The following is a 24,237-nucleotide window of genomic DNA, read 5'->3' as shown; positions in this document are numbered from 1 at the left end:
TCTCTCCTTGACGGGTCAGGCGCGGGGCAGGGCACCAAGCAGACGCTCCACGTCCTGCGTATCGGTAAAAACGGATGGCGCTATCCGCAAATGATGATCGTGCAGCGACACGCGCACCTGCGCGCGCGCCAAAGGTCCGGTCAGCCGTTCCTTGGCGTTGGGCAGAAGGGCCGTCAACAGGGGCGTGCGTGCGTCGGCCGGAGTGATGAGGCGATAGCCCTTGGCGGTCAGCCCCTCCCGCAGCAGCCCGATCAACTCTTGCGCGTGAGTCTGGATCGCCGGAACGCCGATGGCCGTAATATAATCAAGCCCGTGGTCGATCGCGGGTATGACAGCCTGTGCATAGGTGCCGGTCCCGAAATGGCCGAGGGCGCCCGTTCGGTGGATATAGCCGGTCGGCGCATTTCCGGGCGGGTCCATGGGATAGACATGGGTTTGCGGCGGTGACAGGCCGATGCCCGGCGCGGCGCCGGGAGCGGCAAAGCCATAATAGCCAAAGTCCGCCAGGCGAAGGTCATCGACGATGCCGCGCCTGGCGTAGAGAAAGCCAAGGCCAAAATCTCCCATCAGCCATTTATAAGTGGCGCAGGCGGCGAAATCGACGCCGCTGTCGTGCAGATCGACCGGCACCGCGCCGGCGGCATGGATGATGTCGGCATAAACCAGTGCGCCGGCCGCATGCGCCAGCGCACATACCGCCTTCAGGTCATGCTGGAACCCGTTATAGGTGGACACGAGCGACAGGCTGACCAGCTTGGTGCCCGGGGTGATTGCGCGCGCCATGTCCTCCGGCAGGATCCGCCCGTCGCGGGCCTGAACCCAGGCGACATCCACGCCCTGTTTGGCCAGTTCCTGATACATCGGAAAGGCCGCGTAGAAATGCAGCGTGTCGGTGACGATCCGTCCGCCACTGCCGGGAAAACCCAGCGCGCGAAGCACCGCTTGCTCGCCTGCGGTGGTCGATTGCACCCAGGTCACTTCATCGGGATCGGCATTGACCAACCGCGCGAACTTGGCGAGCGTGGCGGCGCGATCCACCGGCGGCGGCGCGGCAGGATCAAGCGTGCGGCCAGCGACATAGGCATCCATCGCCCGCCTTGCGCCCAGGCTGATCGGGTGGATCGACGCACTGTCCAGATAAGCGATCGGGGTGACTGCGAAACCGGCCTTGTCCGGCAGGGCAGGGGGATTGGTCGCGCCTGTCGCCTTGGCCGCCACCGGCATGGCGATCGCGGCGCCGATCGCCTGCCGGCGCGACAGCGTCATGCCAGGACTTTGAGCAGGGCGGTCTTGAAAGCCTGCATCTCTGCCTCTGTGCCGATGGACACGCGCACCCAATCCTCCATATGCTTGCGCGGCCCGCCGATGAAGATGCGATCGCGCGCCAGTGCGGCTGTCACATCAGCCCCCGGACGGCCGACATGGATCATCAGGAAGCTCGCTTCGCTCGGCAATGTGCGCAGGCCCTGCGTCGCGCACCAGGTAATCAGATCGTCGCGCACCGCCTTATTCTCAGCTTTGCGCTTCGGCACCAGATCGGCATCGAGCAAACTCGCTTCGGCCGCGACCACGGCGGGCATGGGGGTGATATTCACGCCATAGCGCGCCATCCCATCCAGCAAATCCTTGCGCCCGGCGATCAGGCCGCAGCGTAGGCCCGCCAATCCGTAAATTTTGGAAAAGGTGCGCGCGACCAGCACGTCCGCGCCCGATGCCACTAGATCCAGGCAGCTTTGCGCGTCGCTGAACTGGATATAGGCTTCGTCCACCAGCAAAATGCTGCCCTTGGGTTTATGGGCGAGCAGCCATTCGATGTCCGTGCGTGCGACGGGAAGGCCGGTCGGATTGTTGGGATTGCAAAGATAATAGACGCCGGCATTCGGAGCGGCCGCGAGCAGCTTTTGCGGATCGGCCACGAAGTCGCCAGCCAGCGGCACCGCGACCGAGCGTGTAACGCTTTTATCGCCAAGGCCCAGAAACCCTTGGTCGAATGTCGGTTCGAAATAGGCGATCGGTCGTTCGCGCGAGCTATAGGTCAGCGCGACCGACCGCAGCGGCATGAAGGAGCCGGGGTGGACCTGAACCTGATCGGCGGAGAGGCCGTTTTGACCGGCGAACAGGCTTTCGAGCTTGCCGGCAAAGGCCATGCCATAGCGGCCTGAAAGGGGCGGCAGGGCGGCCAGCGCCCGAAGGGCGGACGGGCCGGGGCCCACCGGATGTTCGTTGCTGTTGATATAGACGGCATCGGTCAGGCTCGCGACCATGCCGGCGGGATCGTCGGGCAGTGCGACCGCGCGGCCGCGCTGGGCAACAGCGGGCAAGGCGGAAACGGCGCCCGCCGCGGCCACCGCACCGCGCATCATCATTCGTCGGGACAGGGACATGGGCCACCTACCAATTGCCAAAAAGCAAAAGGGCCGATCCATCGCTGGACCGGCCCTCCTTCGTGACGACGTCAGAACTTGAAGTCGAGACGCGCGTAATAATAACCCCCGGCCGAGCCATAGGCACCATGGCCATAATAGCTGTTCCAGGATGTCGTGCCATTTTCATAGGGCGACTGACCCGGCAGCACGGTGACACCGCTCAGCAATTTTGGCTTTTCCGGCCGCTTGTCGAACAGGTTGTTCGCGCCGACCGAGAACTTCACAAAATCGGTGAAGTCATAGCCCAGTTCCAGATCGGTGATCCCGGTCGCCTTGACGATGCCGTCCCGCTCGATCGGCTGGCCGTTCATCGCCGCTGCGGACAGGGCCGAACGGACGAGGATGCTGGTCTTGCCATAGAAGGTCTGGCGTAGATTGGCCGAGAAGGGGCCGCTCGCAAAGTTGATACTGCCCACAACCTTATATTCGGGCGACGCGTCCTCGATATAGCTTTCCGATACGGAACTGAAGAGGGCGGGGTTGCTGTTATCGGTAATCTTGGTCTTGTTGTAGTTCGCCGTCAGCGACAGGTCGAGCTTACCGAAATCGAGCATCACCGGATAGCGGGCGGCGAAGTCGATACCGTAGGTTTCGGTGTCGATGAGGTTGGTGAAGCTCGCCACGCCCAGCGTTTGAAGCCCGGTGTCGAGCACAAGGCCGGTAGAAGCAATCGCGGCGAGGATGCTTTCCGCCCCAGCGACGGGATTACCGCCCTGGATGGCGGGCAACGTCGCTGTTGCGGAGATGCGGTCCTTGATCTTGATATAATAGCCATCGATCGTGATCGCGAGCTTGGGCGTTGGGCGAATGACGATACCGGCCGAGAAGTTGGTGGACTTCTCAGGACGCAGCGCATTGAAGCCCAGCAAGGTTGCTGCTGGCGAACCGGCCGGCAATTGCAGCACGGCGCTGGTCGGCCCCACATTCACCGTCGAATAGAAGGATTCGGCCAAAGTCGGTGCGCGGAAGCCTGTGGACGCGGTGCCGCGGATCGCGAAGGCGTCGGAAAAGTCGTAGCGCGTCGTGATCTTGCCGATCGTCGTATCGCCAAAGTCGGTATAGTCCTCGTAGCGGCCGGCAATGTCGATGGTCCATTTGTCGATCGGTTCGGCGATCAGGTTGATATAGGCTGCCCGCGAGCTGCGACGATGTTTGCCTGCATCGATATCCTTGTAGCCGGGGAAGGACTGAACGCCTTCTGCCAAGGTCGAATAATAGTCGCCCTGCAGGATTTCATAGGTGTCGCGCCGATATTCGCCGCCAAAGGCAAGGGTCAGCGGATTGGCCATGCCCACATCAAATTCCTTGCGGATGTCGAGCGTGGTGGTCAGCTGGCTGAGCTTGAAGCCGCCGTCATAGGCGTCGCTCACCGTATTGGGCGTGATCGTCGGGTCCGTGAGCGAGGCGTTATAATTGGCGATCCAGAGCGAACGATGCGCCGATTCAATGGTCCAGATCTTATTCTGGTCATAGCCGTAGGTGACGCTGAGGTCGTAATTCCAGTCGGACCCGAACTCACCCTTGGCGCCGACGGTGAAGCTATATTCCTTCTGTTCCACCTTTTGCTGTGGGACCATGCCGAACGTGCCGGTGTCGCCATAACAGGTGGTAAGGTCGGTCGCATCCGCGCAAATGCGGTTGGGTGGACGATAGCCCTGCAGCGCATAGCCCACGCGCCGCGACACATCACCGAAGCTGTAGAGTTCGACCCCGCCGAAATCATAGCCCATATTGTAAAAGAGGATGTTGAGCTGCGACTTCGCCTGCCCGCCATTGATGCCGTTGAGATCAAGATTGGCCCAGGCAGGATCATAATAGTTGCTGGTCGATGGGAACTGCCCGGGATAGGTGCCGGCGGCGTTTACATAGGGATTGCCGTCAATGTCGGCCATGATGACCTGGCCCGTGCCGGTGGTCGTGTAATCCTGGCGGCGGTGGAAGGCGGTAACGTTGAAAAAGCCGTCTTCGCCCAGCTTGAAGCCGACATTGCCCGATGCGGAAAATAGTTCGCCTTCGCTGTTATAATATTGGCCGCCCGTCACCTTGAAGGTGCCGCCGTCCGTCTGATCCTTCAGGATCATGTTGATCGCGCCGGCGATCGCGTCGGTACCGTACACTGCCGATGCGCCATCCTGTAGGATTTCGATGCGCGACACGGCGTCTGGCGGAATGAGGTCGATGCTGGGCGCGGCCGATCCTTGGAACGGACCAGGGATCACCTGGAGGATGGCGGAACCGTGGCGACGCTTGCCGTTCACCATCACGAGCGTATGGTTCGGGCTTAGACCGCGCAGACGGGCCGACAGCGAGAAGTTGGACATGTCCACGCCCTGCGTCTGGGCGGTGAAGCTCGGCACCAACTGGGTGAGGGCCTGATTGAGGTTGGGCTGACCGACGCTCGACAGCGCCTGTTCGCCCAGCACGGTGACCGGCGCGGCGCTGTCCGCGGCCTGCATGCCGACAGCGCGTGTACCAGTGACGATGATGGCTGCGCCGTCGTCGGCCTGCGGTTCCTGCGGCGCTTCCTGCGCCAGCGCACCGGCCGACCAGGACGATGCCAGGATAAGAGAAAGTTTGAACGCGGACAGTCTTGTCATTCATGCCCCCTGTTTTTGCAATGTCGATGACAAAGGGATGAACGAACGGTGTCAGCCGAGCCGCTATTGCAGCGCAGCATTTCCAACAAGAGAAGAGTCTGTGTCTGAAAAGACACAAGTGCCAGTGCGAACCTATTGGCTTTGCGTAGGCAGGCTGATCATGGCCCCGAAAAATTACTCTTCAGGGCAACTTTGCATCCACTGACATGGAGGGTTTTTATCGCAGAACCGTTATACTAACTTACGTCCTTGAAATCAGGATGCGAGCGCCGCGTCGATCAGCGACCTGGCTTCCGCGCCTTCCCAGTCCATTGCGCCGATCACGCGCAGCATTTCCTTGCCCTGCGCGTCGTAGAGGACGGTCGTGGGCAACACACCGGTTGCGTAGGAAAAGCCGAAGCGATTATCCGGATCGGTATAGGCTTTGAGATGCGGCAAATCATGTTTGGCGAAAAACGCGCCGGCGGCCTTCGCGCCTTGCACATCCTGCGAAATGGTCAGTACGGCCAGCCCCTTGGGGCCGTGAGCAGCTGCAACACGGTCGAGCGTCGGCATTTCCGCTATGCAGGGCGCGCACCAGGTTGCCCAAAGATTGACCAGCATCGGCTTGCCCGCAAAATCCTGCAACGTCATGTCACTGCCATCGGGCGCCTGAAACACGAAGTCGGGCGCGGCGGTGCCTGCCTTGCTGCGGTCGATCTTGTAATTGAACGCCGCCTCGCCCTTCGGTTCTGCGGTGGCTTCGCCGGTCGTCGGCGTGACTTCGCCGCTGATGGCGGCATTGGCTTGCTCCTTGGGCGGCGATTGCCTATCGCATGCCGCCAGCAACGCAGGCAGGAGCAATATCATTAGCGCGCGGGACGACGACAGCATGGGTTCAGGCTCCAACAGCATGTGGGGCGGCCGCTTCGCTGCCGGCCCCGCTTCGATCATGCGCGAGATAAATGCCTCGATCCCGTTCGACAAGCGCTTGTGGAAACAGGATATCGTCGGGTCCAAGGCGCATGTGGCGATGCTGGCGCGTCAGGGGATCGTCACCCAGGCCGATGCAGACGCGATCAGCGCCGGGCTGGACACCATCGCCGCTGAATATGAAGCGGGCGGGGTTCCGGTGAACCTCGACCTGGAAGACATCCATATGGTGACGGAGTCGCGCCTGGCGGAGCTGATCGGCCCGGTGGCCGGTCGGTTGCACACGGCGCGCAGCCGCAATGACCAGGTAGCGACCGACTTTCGCCTCTGGGTGCGCGACGCCATTGATGAGGTGGAGGCTGGCCTTATTGGCCTCCAGCGCGCGTTGGTGGCGCGGGCGCAGGACCATGCCGACGCCGTGATGCCGGGCTTTACCCATTTGCAATCGGCGCAGCCGGTGACGCTGGGCCACCATCTGATGGCCTATTATGAAATGGTGCGCCGCGATCGTAGTCGCTTTGCCGATGCGCGCGCGCGGCTCAATGAATGCCCGTTGGGCGCGGCAGCGCTCGCCGGCACCGGGTTCCCGACCGATCGGCACATGACAGCAGCGGCTCTCGGCTTTGCTAGGCCGACCGACAACAGCCTGGACAGCGTATCCGACCGTGATTTCGCGCTCGATTATCTGATGGCCGCAACTCAGGCGTCGCTCCACCTTTCTCGCCTGGCCGAAGAGTTCATCATCTGGGCGAGCCAGCCCTTTGGCTTCGTCAAGCTGCCCGACGCCTATTCGACCGGCAGTTCGATCATGCCGCAAAAGCGCAATCCTGATGCGGCCGAGCTGGTGCGGGGCCATGCGGGACGCATCATGGGCTGCATGACCGCGCTTTGCATGACGATGAAGGGTCTGCCGCTCGCTTATTCCAAGGATATGCAGGACGATAAGCCCCCCGTGTTCGAGGCGCATGACCTGCTGGCTCTGTCGATTGCTGCGATGACCGGCATGGTGGAAACCGTGACCTTCCGCACTGACCGGATGCGCGGCCTCGCCGAAAGCGGTTTTGCCACCGCGACGGACCTCGCCGACTGGCTGGTGCGGGAAGGCGGCATCCCCTTCCGCGAGGCGCATCACATCACCGGCCGCGCCGTGGCGGCGGCAGAAGAGGCGGGCGTCCCGCTCGACCAGTTGCCGCTCGACATGTTGAAGGCGATCGACGATCGCCTTGACGATCGCGTCTATGCAGTGCTGACGGTCGATGCGTCGGTCGCCAGCCGCAAAAGCCATGGCGGCACAGCACCCGAACAAGTGCGCGCCCGCATCGCGCAGGCGAAGGAGGAACTGGGATGAAGACACTGCGCATCCTCGCTGGGCTTGGCCTCGCTGCCCTGACGCTTGCCGGCTGCGGCGGCCGCCAGCCTCTGAAACCCGTCGAGGGGCAGAAGCTGCCTGCGGTGCCCGTCGGTGCGGCGACCGCACCTACCAGCACGCAATTGCTGACGCCGTCGATTCAGGCGCGTCCGGAGCGCAATGTCGAACTGCTGACCCAGTCGCGCGAGCGCACTGACGATGAATTCGACCTGCCGCCCGAAGCGCGGCCCAACTAGACCATAGGACAAGAGTTTGGATCATTTCTCTTATGTCGACGGCGCCATGCAAGTGGAGCAGGTGCCGATGGAGGCCATTGCGCAGGCGGTCGGCACCCCGGTCTATGTCTATTCGACCGCGGCGCTGGAACGGCATGTCGGGGTGTTCCGCGAAGGTCTGGCGCAGCTCAGTGATCCGCTGATCGCGTTCGCCGTCAAGGCGAACCCCAATGCCGCAGTGCTGGCGACGCTCGCCAGGCTGGGGCTGGGCGCTGACGTCGTATCGGCCGGCGAATTGTTGCGCGCGGTGGCAGCGGGCATACCGGCCAGCCGCATCGTCTTTTCGGGCGTCGGCAAGACGGCCGAGGAAATGCGGATCGCGCTGGACCATGGCATTTACCAGTTCAACCTGGAAAGCGAACCGGAAGCCGAGATGCTCTCGCAGGTCGCGGCCGCGATGGGCAAGCGCGCGCCGGTCGCCTTTCGCATCAATCCGGATGTGGACGCAGGCACCCATGCCAAGATTTCGACCGGCAAGTCGGAAAACAAGTTCGGCATTCCCTATGATCGCGCCTTGGACAGCTACGCTGCCGCCCGCGATCTGCCTGGCCTCGATGTTCAGGGTGTCGCGGTTCATATCGGCAGCCAGCTGACCGATCTCGCGCCGCTGGAGGCGGCGTTCGTGAAAGTCGGCGCGCTGATCGAAGTGCTGCGCGCGGCCGGCCATGACATCCGCACGGCGGACTTGGGCGGTGGCCTTGGCGTTCCCTATGATCCCGCCCAGCCGCTGCCGCCCAGTCCGGCCGACTATGGCGCGATGGTGTGCCGGGTGACGCAGAGCTGGCCCGTCCGGCTGATGTTCGAGCCTGGCCGCGTGATCGTAGGTAATGCGGGCGTGCTGCTGTCGCGCGTCATTCGGGTGAAGCAGGGCGCGCAGGCGCCTTTCGTCATCGTTGACGCGGCGATGAACGACCTGATGCGGCCCAGCCTTTATGATGCCTGGCATGACATTCGGACGGTGAAGCCATCGGGCGACCGCGCGACCGCCAATGTCGTCGGACCGGTGTGCGAAACGGGCGACACCTTTGCCATGCATCGCGACATGGATGTGGTGCGGGCGGGGGAATTGGTCGCCTTCATGACCGCCGGGGCCTATGGCGCGACCATGGCGGGCACCTATAACAGCCGACCACTGACGCCCGAAGTCCTGGTGTCGGGCGACAAATGGGCAGTGGTGCGCGAACGGCCGCCGCTCCGCGCGCTGATCGACGGCGATATCATTCCCGACTGGTTGGCGGACTGATGCACAGCCTGCCGGTCTTCCTTCGGCTGGCGGGGCGCCCGGTCATCCTGACAGGGGATGGCGAGGCGGCGGAGGCGAAGCGGCGGCTGCTCGAGCGCGCCGGCGCGCGGATCGTGGATGAAAACGATCAGGGCGCGCGCATCGCCATTGTTTCGGATGGTGATGAAGCGACGGCCGAGCGGCTGCGCGTACGCGGCATTCTGGTTAACGCGACCGACAATCCGGACCTGTGCGATTTCACGCTACCCGCGATTGTCGATCGTGATCCGGTGCTGATCGCCATCGGCACGGGCGGCGCATCGGCGGGCCTGGCCAAGGCCTTGCGCCAACGGCTGGAGTCATTGCTGCCCGCAAGGATAGGGGCGCTGGCGCAGGCCCTGTTCGATGCGCGCCCCGCCATCCGCGCGCGCTGGCCGGATGCAGGCGAACGGCGGCGCGCGATCGACGCGGGGCTGTCGCCGGGCGGGGCAATCGACCCATTGAACGAGCGGGCCGCGGCCGGGCTGGCCGGCTGGCTTTGCGGACCGGATGTGGCGCAAACGTCTCGGCTGGAAGTGGTTCACCTGTCTTCGAACGATCCAGAGGATCTGACGTTACGCGCCGCGCGGCTGTTGGGTGAGGCGGACCGTATCTATCACCATGCCGATGTTCCAGCCACGATCCTCCATCGCGCGCGGGCCGATGCCGTTCATATCCTTGTCACGCGTCCGCCGGAGGAACTGGAACCGGGTCTGTCGCTCTTGCTTGTCTTGGGGAACTGATTTCAGCGCGCGCTAAGGCGTGCGACTTCCGCCTGCAAATGGTCCACTGACGCCATCAGACGCGCACGATCCAGCTCCACTTGCCGCAACGTCTCGCGCGTTTCACCCAATTCCATTGCCCGCCGGGCGATGCGGGCGTCCAGCTCCGCATATTGCCGCGACAGCAAGTTGACGCGCTCGGCCCGCGCATGAACGCGCCGCAGCCGTGCGTCGAGCATGTCGAAATCAAAGGGTTTGACGATGTGATCGTCAGCCCCGGCATCCAGCGCCGCAATCATCTTGGGGGTGTCGGATGCGCCGCCGATCATCACGATGCAGGCATGTCCGGCCGGATGCGCCGCGCGGATTTTTTCCATCGTCCCGATCGCTGGCAGCAACTGCAAATCCATGTCGATAAGGATGATGTCCGATGGCTGAATGATCAGCGTCTTCTGCGCCGCAAACCCGTCCTCGACGACCGTGACGTCATAATGACGATGCGACAGGCGGCGTCCGATCACCGCGCGCGCCGTGGGATTTTCATCGACCAGTAAGAGGCGCAGGCGACGCGGGCTGACAGGCTGGGGCTGTTCTTCGTCAGGCGAAACCTGCGCGCCGCGATATATATAGGACATGCCTTGGGCTCCTGTCGTTCGCCCCGAGTTTAACGGGAACCGGGCAAAAAAATGCTTAATGGATCGGTCCATTATTAATTTCATTTAATTGGCTTGCCCTAGCCGCTGGCCCTAGCCCCTTCTTGGCTTATCTAAAGAGGAGGCCAGCATGACCAATATCGTCCCCCCGCTGGCGATCGAGGATATTCCCGATCTGTCTGACCTCATCAGCCCGTTTGGCTTGTCAGATGGCGGCGCACTGGACATCAGCCTGATGGATGTCGTGATCGCGATTATCGACCAGCCATGACGCCGGCGCCGCTCACCGCAGCGGCGCAGGCGGCGGCCACTGTGCCGCTTGGCGAAGCGGTGGCGCTGATCCGGCCATTCCTGCGTGATATTGCGTGGTTTAACGCGTGGCTGACGGAGCAGACCGGACAGATGCGCCTTGACCCCCTGTACCTCCCGCCCGTCCGCGCCAGCCGGAATGGAGGGGTGCGTCATCTGGTGTTCGTGCGGACGGAACGCATCTGGCTTACCGCCACCATCCTCGATCTTGCCGGACCGCCTGCTGACCGGCTGCATTTTTCCGGTCGCCATGCGCTGTGCCGTCCGCTCAATCGGCCGCTGTACGGCGAGATATTTAGGCTTGAGGGAGACCGCGCTGTACGTGCCCGGTCGATCGATTGTCAGCCCGGCACCATGTTGGATGTGGACGAACGGAATCAGGCGTTGCGCCTTGCGCACGGCGGCGGACTGCTCATGATGTTGCGCGCGCAGGTCGCGCCGCTTGGCCCCGTTCTGTCGCGCGGTGTCGATCTGGGCAGCGGAAGGACGAGCACATTGGCGCAGGTGGACGAAGGCCATGCGCGAACGCTGATGCTGCTCTCGCTCCTGCGGATACAGCAGCGGCACGATGCTGCGCCACTGTTCGCCGCCGCGCTCGACGCGCCGCTGCCGGGGCAGCGATGGGCGGCGATGCGGGAATATCTCGCACTCGACACGGCGCAGGCGCTTGATCCTCTGACGCGCATGGCGCAGGTCGACCCCGATGTAAATGTGCAGGCGCTGGCACGGCAGACGCTGGCAAGGCTGGAACAGGTTGCATGCCGCGCGTGATCGAAACGCAGGACGACGGCGCGATCCTCGATCTCGACGCATTGGTCGACTGGTGCGAAAGCCCGGCCTTCGACCCATCCTGCGAGGATGGACTGGCAGCCGCGGCGCCGATGCTCGCAGCCCTGGCGCGTAACCGCCATTTTCTCGCTGACGCCGCTATCGCCGAACTCAAGACCAGATGCGCGACCCAGCGCCGCCATAACCCCTATTCCGCGCAGGTCATGCTATTGCGGCCGCCAACGGGCAAATATGTGCTGCGGGCGGCGTTCTGGCCGGCAATGTCCGATCATGTCGTGCGCGCCAGCGGCACAGCGCACTTTCTCTATCATGTGCCGCATGACCACGGCTTCGATTTTCTCACCGTCGGCTATCTGGGGCCGGGCTATGGATCGGACTATCACGACTATGACCGGGCCGAGGTCGTGGGTTTTGAAGGTGAAGCCGTCAGGCTGCGCAGCGTCGGGCGTAGCTGGCTTCATGAAGGGCGAATGCAGCTCTACCGCGCCCACCGCGATATCCATACCCAGCTTCCGCCAGAGCGCATGTCGATATCGCTCAACATTCTGGCCAGCCCGCCAGGTCAGGGATGGCGGCGCCAATATCGTTTTGACACGGCGCGCGGCGTGATCGCGCAATCGATGACCGTGGCCAGTGCGCAATTGCTGCTCGAACTAGCGATCGGATGCGGCGACGAAAACGCCATGGATCTGGCGGCGGCGTTTGCCCGTCGTCATCCGCACGACGCGATGCGCCTGACCGCGTGGAGCGCCTTGGGCGACGCTTTGCAAGGGGATGCCCGCCGGGAGCATCTGGAAGCCGGCGCTGCCAGCGATAGTCCGCTGGTGCGCGCGCAGGCCTATGCATGTCTTGGAACACTCCGAAATGGATAGGAAACGGTTTGTTTTTGTTCCGCCGGGGCTGTCGGATGGGGCCGGACACTAGACGACAGGGCGAATGTGGGCGGGCGCGTGGAATGTCATGGTGTGGGAACCGATTTCGGACCGGTCGCCCGCGCATTAAGTGCGCGGGGCATGGATTTGGCGATGCGGCACGCGCCGGGCGAACCCCATGTCCGCGCGGGTGACGCGATGATCCTTTGGCAGCGAACGGATGATCCGCTTGCCCGCGCGCATGCCTTGGACAGTGGCGCGCAGGACGTGGTCGGCCCTTGGATGCACGAAGCGGAAGCTGCCGCAAGGATTATTCGTTTGGCGCAGGGGCAGAACCCAAGGCTGGTTCGGGGAGACCTGGTGATTGACCTGTTGGAGCGCCGGGTGGAGAGGAGCGGGCGCGCCATACCGCTGCTTGCCCGCGAATATGCCCTGTTGCTGCACCTTGCGCGTCATGCGGGGCAGCCGCATAGTCGTGAAGACCTGCTTCGGTCGATCTGGCGACTGGACTTTGACCCGGGAACCAACAGCGTGGAGGTACATATGTCACGCCTGCGCGCCAAGCTGGACCGGGGCCATCAATGGACGATGCTGCGCACGGTCAAGGGGCGCGGCTACATGCTCGATCCCGGCGCGGGCGCATAAGCGCGCAGGAACAGATCCACCGCGAATGCGGCATCCCGTTCGATATTCTCTGGTTCGACGTGACTGATCTGGCCCATCAAAAGCTGATGATGGAGTCCGGCCATGCACAGCGCCGTGAGCGCGCGGGCGGCCTCGAGTGGATCCGCCGCCCGCAGCGCGCCGCGTCGCATGGCTCCTTCCAGAAATTCGGCCAGCAGCGCCCGGGTATTACGCGGCGCCAGTTCAAAGAAGATGCGACTGAGTTCGGGAAACCGCCCGCCTTCGGAAATGACAAGGCGTTGCAACGCAATGGCTTCGGGGGACGTCACCTTCCCCACAAGGCTGATGCAGGCGCCCAGCAAAACTTCCTCCAGCCCGGCGTCGGGGTCGAGAATTTGGGAGAGGCGCGCGCGGTAGGCCCGGGCCACACGATCAAGCACGGCAGCAAACAGAGCGTCCTTTGACGGGAAATGACTCCAGAGCGTGCCTTTCGATCCGCCGAGCGCGGCAGCGATCCCCGACATGGTGGTGCCGGCATAGCCATGATCGAGGAAATAGCGTTGCGCGACCTCCAGGATCTTCTCCTGTCGGTCGCGTTTCCGTGCCTCCCGTCGGCTACAGGATGAAGGCTCGTTCAGCACCGTCATAAAAGCGTACCATATAGTACGATAACCTTGTTGACAAGCCACTGCAAGGAGCGCAAGGGCAATTTTCATACTATCTGGTACGGTTTGTAATGGCGATGAGTCGCATGATGTTATCCACTCGCCTCATTATGGGTTCTGCCGCGGCACTGCTGCTGTCTGGCTGCGCGGCGATACCCGACCTCGGGCCGAAACCCGCAATTCGCTCGGCCCAGAGCGTCGATGCCCGGCAAAGCCTGACCGCGCCTCAAGCCGTCTGGCCGGCCGATGACTGGTGGGTGGCCTATGGCGATCCGCAACTGACTGCACTCATCGAAGAAGGCCTGAAGAACGCGCCGGACATGGCGATCGCCGCCGCTCGATTCCGTCAGGCACAGGCGGTCGCGCAGCAGGCGGGGGCCGCGACGCTGCCGTCGGCCGACCTGGAAGCCAGCGCCAATACCACGAAGCAGAGCTATAATATGGGCCTGCCAAAGGAATTCGTGCCGCAGGGATGGTTGGGCACAGGTCGCGTGGCGCTGGACTTGGGGCTGGACCTTGACCTGTGGGGCAAGAACAAGGCGGCGCTGGCGGCCGCGACGTCCGAAGCGCGGGCCGCTGAAATTGACGCGCGACAGGCGCAGCTCGCGCTCACCACCGGGATCGCCAACGCCTATGCCGATCTCGCGCGGCTCTATGACGAGGCAGAGGTGCAGCAGCGCACGCTCGACATCCGGCTGGCCAGCCAGAAACTCGCTGCGGAACGGCGCGTGAATGGCCTGGAAACGCGCGGCAGCGTGCGCCAGGCCGACGCGACCGTGTCGGCCGCCAAGGCGCAGCTTGCCGGCGCCAAGGTGGCGATCGCCCTGCGCCAGCACCAGATTGCGGCCCTGATCGGCGCCGGGCCGGATCGCGGTCTGTCGATCACGCGGCCCGTCAAAGGTCAACTCTCGCCGCTCGGTCTGCCGGCCGACGTTACGACCAATCTGGTCGCGCGCAGGCCCGATATCGCCGCTGCGCTGGCCCGCACGGAAGCTGCGGCCAAGCGAATTAAGGTCGCGCGCGCCGATTTCTTCCCCGCCGTCCGGCTGGGTGCGCTGATCGGCGTGCAGTCGCTTGGCTATAACACCGTCTTTACCGGCAACGGCGCACAAGGCGGCGCGTCGCCTTTCCTGGACACCTTGTTCAAAAAGGATTCGATCTTCGGCAATGCCGGACCCGCGATCAGCCTGCCGCTGTTCCATGGCGGCGCGCTGCGCGGGCAGTATCGGAGCGCCCGCGCCGTCTATGATCAGGCGGTGGCGACCTATGATAAGACGGTGTTAACCGCCTATCAGGAGGTTGCCGACGCCGTCACCAGCCGTCGTGCGCTCGAACAGCGTCTGGCGGACGCCCGCGCGGCGCTGGCCGCCTCGCGCGACGCCTATGACGTAGCGCAGAAACGCTACAAGGGGGGGCTTTCGCCCTATCTCGACGTGTTGAATGTCGAGGATCAGCTGCTCGCTGCCCAACGCACCGTCTCTGATCTGGATGCGAGCGCCTTCTCGCTCGACATCGCTCTCATCCGAGCGCTGGGCGGCGGATTTACCGCCAGCGCTGCTTTGCCCAAGGACGACATCCATGGCTGACGCCGAACCCGAAAATATCGCGCGGACCAGCGAGCCGCAGGCCTCCGAACAGGACGCGCAGCAGGGCCAGCGCAACAGCGCCCGGCGCAAATGGCTGACCCGGCTGGGCCTGTTGGTGCTGGTGGTCGCCCTGTTGTGGGGCGCCTGGTATCTTTTGTTCGGCCGCAATCATGTCAGCACCGACAATGCCTATGTGAATGCGGAAATGGCGCAGGTGACGCCGCTGATCGGCGCGCAGGCGATCGACGTGCTGGTCAGCGACACGCAGTCGGTCAAGAAGGGCGATATTCTCGTCAAGCTTGATCCGACCAACGCCAAGATCGCCGTCGCGCAGGCAGAAGCCGACTTGGCTGAAGCGCGCCGTCGTTTCCGCCAGACCGATGCGACCAGCGATTCGCTTGCCGCGCAGGTTCAGGCCCGCAGCGCCGATATCGTTCAGGCGCGTGCCCAGCTTGCCACCGCGCAGGCCGATCTTGAAAAAGCGCGCGTCGACTTGCAGCGCCGCGAAGCGCTGGTTGCCGATGGCGCCGTGTCGGGTGACGAAGTGACTGCCGCGCAGACCGCTTATGCCAGTGCGCAGGCGGCGCTCAGGCTGGCGCAAGCGGGCGTCAAGACGGCTCAGGCGACGCGCGGTGCGGCGACTGGCCAGCTGGAAGCCAACCAGGCGCTGGTGCGCGGGTCGACCGAAGACACCGACCCGGCGGTCCTGGCCGCGAAGGCGCGGCTCGAATCCGCTAAGCTCGATCTGGAACGCACGACCATTCGCGCGCCGATCGATGGTGTCGTCACCAAGCGGCAGGTGCAGGTCGGCCAGCGCGTTGCGCAGGGCAGCCCGATCATGTCCATCGTCCCGATTTCGCAGGTCTATGTCGATGCCAATTTCAAGGAAAAGCAGTTGCGCGGCGTCCGCATTGGCATGCCCGCCAAGGTGACGTCAGACCTTTATGGTGGTGACGTCGTCTATCATGGCAAGATTGTGGGTTTTTCCGGTGGCACCGGCTCTTCCATGGCGCTGATCCCTGCGCAGAACGCGACCGGCAACTGGATCAAGGTGGTGCAGCGCCTGCCGTTGAGGATCGCGCTTGATCCCAAGGAACTGGCTGCGCACCCGCTGCGCGTCGGCCTCTCGATGGAAGTCGAGATCGACCTGGCCGACTGAAGGGAGCGCGCGGCATGGCGAGCGAAGACGATATCTTCTCGCGGCTTTCGCCGCGCACCCGGACGCTGGCGGGACTGGTTCTGGCATTGAGCAATTTGATGGTCGTGCTCGACCTGACCATCGCCAACGTGTCGGTTCCGCACATCGCCGGCAATCTTGGCATTTCCCCCGATCAGGGAACGTGGATTATCACCTCCTACGCCGTGGCGGAAGCGATCTGCGTTCCTTTGACCGGCTGGCTCGCGCAACGTTTCGGGGTGGTGCGGGTCTTCACCCTTGCGATGGCCGGCTTCGGTCTTTTTTCCGTTCTGTGCGGCCTGTCGACGACGCTTGGCATGCTCGTCGCCTGCCGGATCGGCCAGGGTATTTGCGGCGGTCCGATCATGCCGATGTCGCAGACGCTGCTGATGCGCATCTTTCCGCCCGAAACGCGTAATCGCGCGATGGGCATGTGGGCGATGACGACATTGATGGGGCCGGCGCTGGGGCCGATCGTCGGGGGGTATATCAGCGACAATTGGAGCTGGCACTGGATTTTCTTCATCAACTTGCCGATCGCCGTGCTGTGTGTCTTTGCCGCTCAGGCTTTGCTGCGGCCTGTCGAAACCGAAACGGCCCGGGTGCGCATTGACAAGGTCGGACTGGCATTGCTCGTCTTCTGGATCGGCTGTCTTCAGATCATGCTGGACATCGGCCGCGATCATGACTGGTTCGCGGATCCCACGATCATCGCGCTGGCGATCATGGCTGCGCTCGGCTTCTGCGTCTTCGTCATCTGGGAGCTGACTGAGGAGCATCCGGTCGTGGACCTGCGCGTGTTCCGCCATGTTGGCTTTAGCTCTGCGCTTTTCACCCTGTCGCTGTGCTTCGGGTCCTATTTCGCCAGCATCGTCGTCATTCCGCAATGGCTTCAGATGTCGATGGGCTATACCGCGACCTGGGCGGGTATCGTGACCGCGCTCACCGCCATGGCGGCGTTGTTCACCGCGCCAATCGCCGCGCGGATGATGGCCAAGACGGACCCGCGCCTGCTGATTTCCTGCGCCGTCGCCTGGATCGGGATCATGTCGTTGTGGCGTGCCCATTGGACCAGCGGCATCGATTTTTATGGCATGGCCCTGCCGCAGTTCATTCAGGGCTTCGCCTTGCCCTTCTTCTTCATTCCGCTAACGACGCTCAGTCTGGGATCGGTGCTGCCCAGCGAAACCGCCTCGGCCGCCGGCCTCCAGAATTTCGTACGTACGATGGCGACAGCGATCGCGACATCTCTGGTGCTGACCGAATGGGGTGATTCCCAGCGCGTGTCGCGCGCCGAAATGACGCGCGTGCTTCAGCCTGACCAGACCCAGTCGCTCCTGTCGTCATTGGGCCTGTCGCCCGACCAGATCCGGCAGGTGATAGCCAATATCGTCGAGCAGGAGGCGACGGTGATCGCCATCGACCATGTCTTCTTCATCTCCGCGATCATCCTCTTCGTCGCCGCCGCGATTGTGTGGATGGCGCCCAAGCCTGTCGGCAAGGTCGACACGTCCGCCGCGCATTGACAATGGAGCGGGGCGTCAGCCGCGCCACCGTCCAAGGATCGCGCCGTCCCGCAACACTGCGCGCGCCGCATTGTGGCCCGGCGCGCCGGTAACGCCGCCGCCGGGATGCGCTCCGGCGCCGCACATATACAGGCCGCGCAGTGGCCCGCGATAGGCGCCATGGCCCAGCACCGGCCGCGCCGCCCACATCTGATCCAGCGTCAAGGCGCCATGCATGATGTCGCCGTCGATCAGCCCGAATGTGCGCTCAAGGTCGAGCGGCGAGTGGATCTGACGAGCGATAATGCTGCGGGCAAAGCCCGGCGCCTGGGCATCGACCGTCGCGATGATGGTGTCGGCCGCCTCTTCCCGGGCATCGTCCCAACTCCGTCCGTCGGGCAGATGCGGCGCGAATTGCTGACAGAACAGGCTGGCGACATGGCATCCGGCCGGCGCCAGGCTGTCATCGACGGTGGAGGGGATCAGCATTTCGACAATGGGCGCGCGCGACCAGCCATCACGCTTTGCGTCCATGAAGGCGCGATCCATATAATCCAGGCTGGGGGCGATGATGATGCCGGACTGATGATGCGCCCCTTCCCCCGGCAGGCAGCGGAAATCGGGCAGGGCGGACAGGGCGACATTCATGCGAAACGTGCCCGACCCGGTTCGGAAACCTTTGATACGCTTGACGAAGTCCGCTGGAAGGTCGTTGGGTTCCATCATCCGCTCATAGAGCAGCCTTGGCCCGACATTGGCGATGACCCTTTTGGCCATGACCTCCTCGCCGCTCTCCAGCCGCACGCCTACAGCCTTGTCGCCATCGACCAGCACGCGCGCGACGGGCGCTTCCAGACTGACCTCGACCCCCATCGCCTGGACAACCCGCGCCATCGCCTGAGTGATGGATCCCATGCCGCCGACGACATGCCCCCAGGCGCCTTTCTTCCCGTTCACTTCACCGAAAACATGGTGCAGCAGGACATAGGCGCTGCCGGGGGTGTCGGGCGACGCATAGTTGCCGACCACCGCGTCAAAGCCGAAGGCGGCCTTGACCGGGTCGGACTCAAACCAGCTATCCAGGAAGCCGCGCGCTGATTTGGTGAACAGGTCCAGCACATCGCGCTGCTGTTCGATCGTGAGCGCTGCGACATGTCGACCCTGCCTTAACGCATCGAGCATCATAGTCATCCCGTCGCCGACATTGGGCGGGCATGACAGCACCAGGTCGCGGATGACATTCGCCACCGTTTCCAGCGACGCATAATAAGCAGGCAGGGCGTCGGCGTCGCGCGGACTGAACTTGGCGAATTCGCCCTGCGTCCGCGCGATGCCGCCGCCCAGAATGAGATATTGGTCGTCCGGCAACGGCAGGAAATTGCTCACCGGCCGCTCGATGACTTTGTAGCCCTGATCGATCAGCCGCATGTCGCGAATGATCCTAGGGTGGAGAAGGCTTACCGTGTAACTCGCCGTCGAATTGCGGAAGCCGGGATGAAAATCTTCGGTGACGGCCGCGCCGCCGACTATCGCGCGGCGTTCGAGGATCCGGACCTTGTAGCCTGCGCGTGCCAGATAAAAGGCGCAGACCAAGCCATTATGTCCGCCCCCGATGATCACGGCATCATAGCGCTTGCCCATGCCCCTCACTCCATCACGCTGCTCACTTTACAATCGTATAACAACTGTATGTGCAAAGTCGATGAAGCTGTCGCGTTCGCCGTCGGCTTGTTCAGGCGGTACGATCCGGCTGTTCGCCCCAATCTGCAAGGATGCTGGCCCGACTTGCTGCCTTTTCCCAGGGAAATACGAACCAGTCCTTGGTTACTGCCCGGTCGATCGTTTCCGCGCGATAGTCCACCCGAGCCGCCGATCGGCTGTTATCGATCAACACCGCCACGCGCAGCAGCGCCGCGTCGGCTTCGCCGAGCGCGCTGCGCAGGCGCAGGATCGTGCGCCCGCTGTCATTGATGTCGTCCACCACCAGCAGCCGTTTGCCGGCCTTCACCCGCAATCGCAATTCGCCCAGCAGCGTTTCGGCAAAGGCCGGGACCTGCGCGGAAAGATCGACCGATAGCATCGGTCGTCCCAAAGCATGGCTGAGCCAGGTGGCCGGCGCCAGCCCGCCGCGGCCGATGCCCACGATCCAGTCGGGTCGCCAGCCAGACGCGATCACGGCGTCGGCCAAGAGATCGATCTGCGCCAGAAAGCGCGCCATCTCTATGTCGGTCAGGATCGGCTTCTGCATTGTCATCCTCTCACCATCGCCGCGTCTCCCTCGATGGCAGCCTGCGCGCCATAGCGTCGCGCGAGCCAGGCGCAGGCCATCAGCTGTATCTGGTGAAAGACCATGACCGGCAACAGGATCGGCCCCGCCATCGCCGCCGGAAACAACACGCCGGCGATGGGCACGCCCGACGCCAGGCTCTTCTTGGACCCGCAAAATTGCAGCACGATCGCATCCTCGCGGGACAATCCCATCAGCCGCCCCAGACCCCAGCTGGTCAGCAATATGATGATCAGCAGACCGGCCGAAACGGCGACCAGCGTCAGCATCTCATCCTGCGACACGGCCCGCCACAATCCTTCCACGACAGCGGCGGAAAAAGCGGCATAGACCACCAGCAGGATCGATCCCCTATCCACGCGGCCGATCTTCGCCCGGTGCCGATCGATGAAGCCGCCGATCCAGGGGCGCAGCATATGGCCAAGGACGAAGGGCAGCAGCAATTGCAGCACGATCCCCTCCACGGCGGAGAGGGAAATGAGGCTTCCGCCTCCGCCCCGCTGTATCAACAGCGCGACCAGCAGCGGTGTCACCACTATGCCCAACAGATTGGAGAAGGAGGCGCTGACCACGGCGGCGGCGACATTGCCGCGGGCGATCGCGGTGAAGGCGATGGAGGACTGAACCGTCGATGGCAGCAAGGTCAGGAACAACAATCCGGTGCCCAAGCTTTCCGGCAGTGGGCCGAATCGGCTGATCAGCCATCCGAATATGGGAAAGAGAAGGAAGGTCATCGCCAGCGTCGCGCCGTGGAGTTTCCAGGCGCGGGCGCCCTGCCAGATGGCGGCCCGCGACAATTTCGCGCCGTGGAGGAAAAAAAGCAGCACGATGCCCGCATCCGCCATGCCCTCGGCAATGCGCGCGCCCTGGCCGCGCGCCGGCAGCACGGACGCTAGGGCGACGGTCGCAATCAGCATCAGCAGAAACGGGTCGAGCGCCTGGCGCAATCGGTTCATCATCACATCTGGCACCATTTGATCGAAACGCAGGGGATAGACGCGCCCGTCAGACTGCGCCAACAAATTCCCTTTGCAGCGCAACAAGGGAGAGGCCGGGCGTGAGCGAGAATATAGCGATCATCCAAAATGAGGGCGTGGTGGAGATCCATCTCGATCGCCCGGACAAGAAAAACGCTCTGACAGGCGCCATGTATCGCGCCATGATAGCCGCGCTGGCGGATGCGTCGGCGCGCGAAGCGGTTGGCGCGGTGCTGATCACGGGACGGGGGGATGCCTTTTGCGCGGGAAATGACCTGGCGGATTTCAGGGCCGGTCCGGAAGGAGGGGCGGCAGCCTTTGATTTCATTCAGGCGATCGCCGCTTTCGACAAGCCGTTGGTGGCGGCGGTGCAGGGTCTGGCGGTCGGCATCGGCACCACCATGCTCTTGCATTGCGACCTGATCTACGCCGCGCCTGACGCGCGTTTCATTTTGCCTTTCGTCAATCTGGGCCTGGTCCCCGAAGCGGGCTCCAGCCTGCTCGCGCCCGCAATCCTGGGGCATGCCAAGGCAGCGGCAATGCTGCTGCTGGGCGAACCGCTCGATGCCGAGGCTGCCGACCGCGCGGGTCTGATCACGGCTATCATACCCAGCGAGGCGCTGATCGACCATGCCCGAACCAAGGCCGCAGCGCTGGTAGCCAAACCGCCCCGGGCTCTCACAGCGACGCGCAGGCTGATGAAGGGCGATCCTGCGCTGTTGGCCAGCAGGATGCAGCAGGAGGCCGCATTGTTCCGGCAGGCTATGGCTTCGCCCGAAGCTGTGGAAGCCTTCACCGCCTTCTTCGAAAAGCGCCCGCCGGTGTTTCGCCGGGATTGAACTACTTGCGCGCGGGGACTGCGATTGTCGGGTCTGCTGTCGTTGCTGGATCAGGGATGGAGCATCCGCATCCAGCGTGCGAAGTCGAGACTGCGATTGTCCTGGGCCAGCAGGTGCGGTTGCGACCAGAAATCCGCGCCGCACTGACGCGCTTGCCCGGGGGCGATGCCGAAGGCGCTTCTGAAGGCGCGACTGAACGCGGATTCGCTCGCAAAGCCGCAATCGCGGGCGATCTCACCAATCTTGCGCCGTTGATTGGCGGGGCTCGACAGGATGATCGCCGCCACCGCCAGACGACGACGGCGGATATAGTCCGCGATCCCGCCGACCGGCTGGAAGGTTCGATACAGGGTTGCGCGTGACATGCCCAGGCTTTGCGCAAGCGACGCGGCGTCGAGCGATGGCTCTCTCAGCCGCCGGTCTATCTCCTGCGCCACTTTGCGGAACGGGGATAGGGGCGCGGGGGCCGTAGGCGCAAACCCACCGCCGCCCTGATCGGCCAGCATCGTTGTTACCAGCGCGACGGTCGATCGGGCCGCCACCTGGGCATCCCCCGGGGTCAGCGTGGGCAACCGGTCGACAAGCGCACGCATATAGCTGCCGAGCATCGCCGCGATCGCCCCATTTGCGGGCAGCACATGTCCGTGCAGCCGGGACGCGTCGTCACAATGGTGCGCGAGGAAAGGGCGGGGTATCAGCACCGAGATGTTCGTGAAATCCGTCGCCCGTGTTTTCAGTCCTTGAGCCAGATCGAAGATGACGACGTCACCGGCCGTCACAACGACCGAATGGTCGGCTGCAACGCCAGCGAAACCACCCTCCACATAGAGTTGGACCAGAAGGTGATCGAGGCCGCTGGTTGCGACCAGAGCAGCGTCTCGATCAAAGGCCAATGCGGAGGACTGGAACCGTCCGACCATGATGGTGCCAAGATGCCACGCAGAAAGGTTGAGGCGATATAGCCGCTCATCGCCCAGGCAAGTCAGCGTGAACACATCCTGCACTGATTGGCGGAAAGCCGCCAGCGCCTCGGGTCCTGTCATCGCATCAGTGGAAATCCCGAACGAGGGTACAGACAAAGTTTCCGGTTTGTCCATCGGCGACAACCCCATTTCTCCCTGGCGATTAACCATTCTTTGTGGGGGTTTAGCGTGATCGAGGCAATTTGTCTCAATTTTGCTGCACATCGTTTCAACGGCTGGGCCTGGCGTTGACAATATGTCTTCTGCCGGATGATGGCCGGGCCACTGAGATTGGCCGGCGAGGGGCGCTGGAGGATGTAGGCTATGATCGGCGCTGGGAAAAACGCGTGGCCAGGAATGGCAGCCGGGCATCCCCACAAGATCAAGGCAACCATTCCTTCGTCGCGTCCCGCCCCCCGTCTTTTTGCATTGTAGCGGAGACGGCTTCACAGCCTTCTGACGACGGCCAGGCGATGGCTGCGACCCCCATCGCCCGTTATCAGGAGCGGCGCTTGTCCTGGGCCATCGCGCCAGGGACAAGCGCCGGACGCGATGCCAGATCAAAGCCCCGCGATGTTCGCATATATCTCCGATGCCGCGGCCGTCGTTCAGGGAAGGGCAAAATAGCGGCCTTAAATTCCTATTCGTGATGAACTGGTCCACGCCCTTTGCGTTATGCCCTGTCTTGGCTTGTTCGCGCCGATATGGGAAATGGGCCGGCGACTTTGGTCCGAGCGAAATGACAGGAAGACAGGCTTGCCCTTCAACAGGATGATGATCGCTGGCTGGGTCGCGGCTTTGTTGGCCATGGCCGCGTCAACGCCACTAGCGGCGGCCGACCCCGCGCCGTTCGAATTGTCCGGGCCGGCTCTGCGCATCATGGTGACGCGCGGCGACCAGACTTTGCCGATCGGGCAAGTGCCCAGTCTGTCCGAAGGAGACAGGCTGGCGATCCGGGCAGACCTGCCCCAGGATCAGGGCGCGCGCTTCATTCTCGTTGCGGCCTTTTTGCGTGGTGCGACCAATCCACCGCCCAAGGACTGGGTCCAGTTTGCCGAAACCTGGAAGAAAAAGGCAAAGGACCGCGAACTGGAACTGACCGTTCCCAAGGGCGCGCGACAGATGGTCCTTTTCCTGGTGCCCGATACCGGCGGGGCGGAAGGGACGCTGAGCGACGCCGTGCGCGGCAAGCCAGGTGAATTCGTACGTGCGACTCAGGACCTCAATCAGGCGTCGCTCGATCGGTCACGGTTGGACAGTTTCATGGCGGCGATACAGGCGCAGGAAAACACGCATCCGGAATATCTTCGCACGCTGGCGCCCGTCCTGGCGCGGAGCCTGTCGATGAAATTGAACGAGGATTGCCTGTCGAAGGTGATCGAGATGCAGGCGGCCTGTTTGCTCGATAATCGCGAATCGCTGGTGCTGAC

General features: G+C 63.4%; 23 protein-coding genes (1 of these 23 cut by a window edge). 13 read left to right on the top strand and 10 right to left on the bottom strand.

Features of this window, described 5'->3' with window-relative positions:
* Positions 1 to 15: 15 nt before the first annotated feature.
* The 4 genes from SKA58_RS15530 to SKA58_RS15515 form a co-directional block, all read right to left on the bottom strand.
* Positions 16 to 1,266: an aminotransferase class V-fold PLP-dependent enzyme gene (locus SKA58_RS15530; protein WP_009823417.1), complete on the bottom strand. Its 1,251-nt coding sequence runs from the start codon at positions 1,264 to 1,266 to the stop codon at positions 16 to 18.
* A complete protein-coding gene (locus SKA58_RS15525; RefSeq protein WP_009823416.1) occupies positions 1,263 to 2,366 on the bottom strand; it encodes an aminotransferase class I/II-fold pyridoxal phosphate-dependent enzyme in 1,104 nt (367 codons plus the stop codon). The genes SKA58_RS15530 and SKA58_RS15525 overlap by 4 nt, the downstream gene beginning before the upstream one ends.
* 89 nt (positions 2,367 to 2,455) lie before the next feature.
* Positions 2,456 to 5,023 carry a TonB-dependent receptor plug domain-containing protein gene (locus SKA58_RS15520; RefSeq protein WP_009823415.1) on the bottom strand — a complete coding sequence of 856 codons (2,568 nt, stop codon included), beginning with the start codon at positions 5,021 to 5,023 and terminating at the stop codon, positions 2,456 to 2,458.
* 255 nt (positions 5,024 to 5,278) lie between these two features.
* A complete protein-coding gene (locus SKA58_RS15515; protein ID WP_037543886.1) occupies positions 5,279 to 5,872 on the bottom strand; it encodes a TlpA family protein disulfide reductase in 594 nt (197 codons plus the stop codon).
* A 43-nt stretch (positions 5,873 to 5,915) separates the two neighbouring features.
* Between SKA58_RS15515 and argH the strand changes: the two genes are divergently transcribed.
* The 4 genes from argH to SKA58_RS15495 are packed head-to-tail and all read left to right on the top strand — an operon-like array spanning position 5,916 to position 9,583.
* The gene (gene argH / locus SKA58_RS15510; RefSeq protein ID WP_009823413.1) at positions 5,916 to 7,283 is read left to right on the top strand and encodes an argininosuccinate lyase; all 1,368 of its coding nucleotides are present in this window, start codon (positions 5,916 to 5,918) and stop codon (positions 7,281 to 7,283) included.
* Positions 7,280 to 7,540 carry a hypothetical protein gene (locus SKA58_RS15505; RefSeq protein WP_009823412.1) on the top strand — a complete coding sequence of 87 codons (261 nt, stop codon included), beginning with the start codon at positions 7,280 to 7,282 and terminating at the stop codon, positions 7,538 to 7,540. The genes argH and SKA58_RS15505 overlap by 4 nt, the downstream gene beginning before the upstream one ends.
* 16 nt (positions 7,541 to 7,556) lie before the next feature.
* Positions 7,557 to 8,822 carry a diaminopimelate decarboxylase gene (gene lysA, locus SKA58_RS15500; RefSeq protein ID WP_009823411.1) on the top strand — a complete coding sequence of 422 codons (1,266 nt, stop codon included), beginning with the start codon at positions 7,557 to 7,559 and terminating at the stop codon, positions 8,820 to 8,822.
* Positions 8,822 to 9,583 carry a precorrin-2 dehydrogenase/sirohydrochlorin ferrochelatase family protein gene (locus tag SKA58_RS15495; RefSeq protein WP_009823410.1) on the top strand — a complete coding sequence of 254 codons (762 nt, stop codon included), beginning with the start codon at positions 8,822 to 8,824 and terminating at the stop codon, positions 9,581 to 9,583. The genes lysA and SKA58_RS15495 overlap by 1 nt, the downstream gene beginning before the upstream one ends.
* A 2-nt stretch (positions 9,584 to 9,585) precedes the next feature.
* Here the strand turns inward: SKA58_RS15495 and SKA58_RS15490 are convergent, their stop codons facing one another.
* Positions 9,586 to 10,197: a response regulator transcription factor gene (locus tag SKA58_RS15490; RefSeq protein ID WP_009823409.1), complete on the bottom strand. Its 612-nt coding sequence runs from the start codon at positions 10,195 to 10,197 to the stop codon at positions 9,586 to 9,588.
* Positions 10,198 to 10,345: 148 nt separating this feature from the next.
* Here SKA58_RS15490 and SKA58_RS20115 point away from each other — a divergent pair, with 148 nt between their 5' ends.
* The 4 genes from SKA58_RS20115 to SKA58_RS15475 all read left to right on the top strand — a co-directional run bounded on the left by SKA58_RS20115 (position 10,346) and on the right by SKA58_RS15475 (position 12,830).
* Positions 10,346 to 10,486: a hypothetical protein gene (locus tag SKA58_RS20115; protein ID WP_009823408.1), complete on the top strand. Its 141-nt coding sequence runs from the start codon at positions 10,346 to 10,348 to the stop codon at positions 10,484 to 10,486.
* A complete protein-coding gene (locus SKA58_RS15485; protein ID WP_009823407.1) occupies positions 10,483 to 11,295 on the top strand; it encodes a hypothetical protein in 813 nt (270 codons plus the stop codon). The genes SKA58_RS20115 and SKA58_RS15485 overlap by 4 nt, the downstream gene beginning before the upstream one ends.
* Complete coding sequence (locus tag SKA58_RS15480) at positions 11,283 to 12,185, top strand: hypothetical protein (protein ID WP_009823406.1); 903 nt, start codon at positions 11,283 to 11,285, stop codon at positions 12,183 to 12,185. The genes SKA58_RS15485 and SKA58_RS15480 overlap by 13 nt, the downstream gene beginning before the upstream one ends.
* Before the next feature lie 153 nt (positions 12,186 to 12,338).
* Positions 12,339 to 12,830: a winged helix-turn-helix domain-containing protein gene (locus SKA58_RS15475; RefSeq protein ID WP_232209447.1), complete on the top strand. Its 492-nt coding sequence runs from the start codon at positions 12,339 to 12,341 to the stop codon at positions 12,828 to 12,830.
* Here SKA58_RS15475 and SKA58_RS15470 read toward each other — a convergent pair.
* Positions 12,800 to 13,456: a TetR/AcrR family transcriptional regulator gene (locus SKA58_RS15470; protein ID WP_009823404.1), complete on the bottom strand. Its 657-nt coding sequence runs from the start codon at positions 13,454 to 13,456 to the stop codon at positions 12,800 to 12,802. The two genes, SKA58_RS15475 and SKA58_RS15470, sit on opposite strands and share 31 nt — an antisense overlap.
* A gap of 89 nt (positions 13,457 to 13,545) precedes the next feature.
* Here SKA58_RS15470 and SKA58_RS15465 point away from each other — a divergent pair, with 89 nt between their 5' ends.
* From SKA58_RS15465 to SKA58_RS15455, 3 genes are read left to right on the top strand one after another with little or no spacing between them, the layout of a single operon-like run.
* The gene (locus SKA58_RS15465; protein WP_009823403.1) at positions 13,546 to 15,060 is read left to right on the top strand and encodes an efflux transporter outer membrane subunit; all 1,515 of its coding nucleotides are present in this window, start codon (positions 13,546 to 13,548) and stop codon (positions 15,058 to 15,060) included.
* The gene (locus SKA58_RS15460; RefSeq protein ID WP_009823402.1) at positions 15,053 to 16,219 is read left to right on the top strand and encodes an EmrA/EmrK family multidrug efflux transporter periplasmic adaptor subunit; all 1,167 of its coding nucleotides are present in this window, start codon (positions 15,053 to 15,055) and stop codon (positions 16,217 to 16,219) included. Before SKA58_RS15465 ends, SKA58_RS15460 begins: the two co-directional genes overlap by 8 nt.
* Positions 16,220 to 16,233: 14 nt before the next feature.
* Positions 16,234 to 17,763, top strand: coding sequence for a DHA2 family efflux MFS transporter permease subunit (locus SKA58_RS15455; protein ID WP_009823401.1), 1,530 nt, complete (start codon positions 16,234 to 16,236; stop codon positions 17,761 to 17,763).
* A gap of 15 nt (positions 17,764 to 17,778) precedes the next feature.
* Here the strand turns inward: SKA58_RS15455 and SKA58_RS15450 are convergent, their stop codons facing one another.
* The 3 genes from SKA58_RS15450 to SKA58_RS15440 all read right to left on the bottom strand — a co-directional run bounded on the left by SKA58_RS15450 (position 17,779) and on the right by SKA58_RS15440 (position 20,985).
* A complete protein-coding gene (locus SKA58_RS15450) occupies positions 17,779 to 19,383 on the bottom strand; it encodes a phytoene desaturase family protein (protein ID WP_009823400.1) in 1,605 nt (534 codons plus the stop codon).
* Between the two features lie 91 nt (positions 19,384 to 19,474).
* Positions 19,475 to 19,990: a phosphoribosyltransferase gene (locus SKA58_RS15445; protein ID WP_037543776.1), complete on the bottom strand. Its 516-nt coding sequence runs from the start codon at positions 19,988 to 19,990 to the stop codon at positions 19,475 to 19,477.
* Between the two features lie 2 nt (positions 19,991 to 19,992).
* Positions 19,993 to 20,985: a bile acid:sodium symporter family protein gene (locus SKA58_RS15440; protein WP_037543885.1), complete on the bottom strand. Its 993-nt coding sequence runs from the start codon at positions 20,983 to 20,985 to the stop codon at positions 19,993 to 19,995.
* A 101-nt stretch (positions 20,986 to 21,086) separates the two neighbouring features.
* Between SKA58_RS15440 and SKA58_RS15435 the strand changes: the two genes are divergently transcribed.
* Entirely contained in the window at positions 21,087 to 21,845 is a 759-nt protein-coding gene (locus SKA58_RS15435) for an enoyl-CoA hydratase (RefSeq protein ID WP_009823397.1), read from the top strand.
* A 50-nt stretch (positions 21,846 to 21,895) separates the two neighbouring features.
* On the opposite strand, the gene SKA58_RS15430 is transcribed toward SKA58_RS15435, so the two are convergent.
* Positions 21,896 to 22,888 carry a helix-turn-helix domain-containing protein gene (locus SKA58_RS15430; RefSeq protein ID WP_009823396.1) on the bottom strand — a complete coding sequence of 331 codons (993 nt, stop codon included), beginning with the start codon at positions 22,886 to 22,888 and terminating at the stop codon, positions 21,896 to 21,898.
* Positions 22,889 to 23,578: 690 nt separating this feature from the next.
* Here SKA58_RS15430 and SKA58_RS15425 point away from each other — a divergent pair.
* A protein-coding gene (locus SKA58_RS15425) for a hypothetical protein (protein WP_037543884.1) crosses the window boundary here: on the top strand, positions 23,579 to 24,237 show its beginning. The gene runs 1,732 nt beyond the window's last position; only the first 659 of its 2,391 coding nucleotides appear in the window; its start codon is at positions 23,579 to 23,581; the stop codon falls past the right edge of the window.

The sequence above is a fragment of the Sphingomonas sp. SKA58 genome, assembly GCF_000153545.1.
In the GTDB taxonomy this organism is placed as follows: Bacteria; Pseudomonadota; Alphaproteobacteria; order Sphingomonadales; family Sphingomonadaceae; genus Sphingobium; species Sphingobium soli.
Note: the sequence above shows the minus strand (reverse complement) of the source record. Positions and strands in the feature narration are given on the sequence as shown.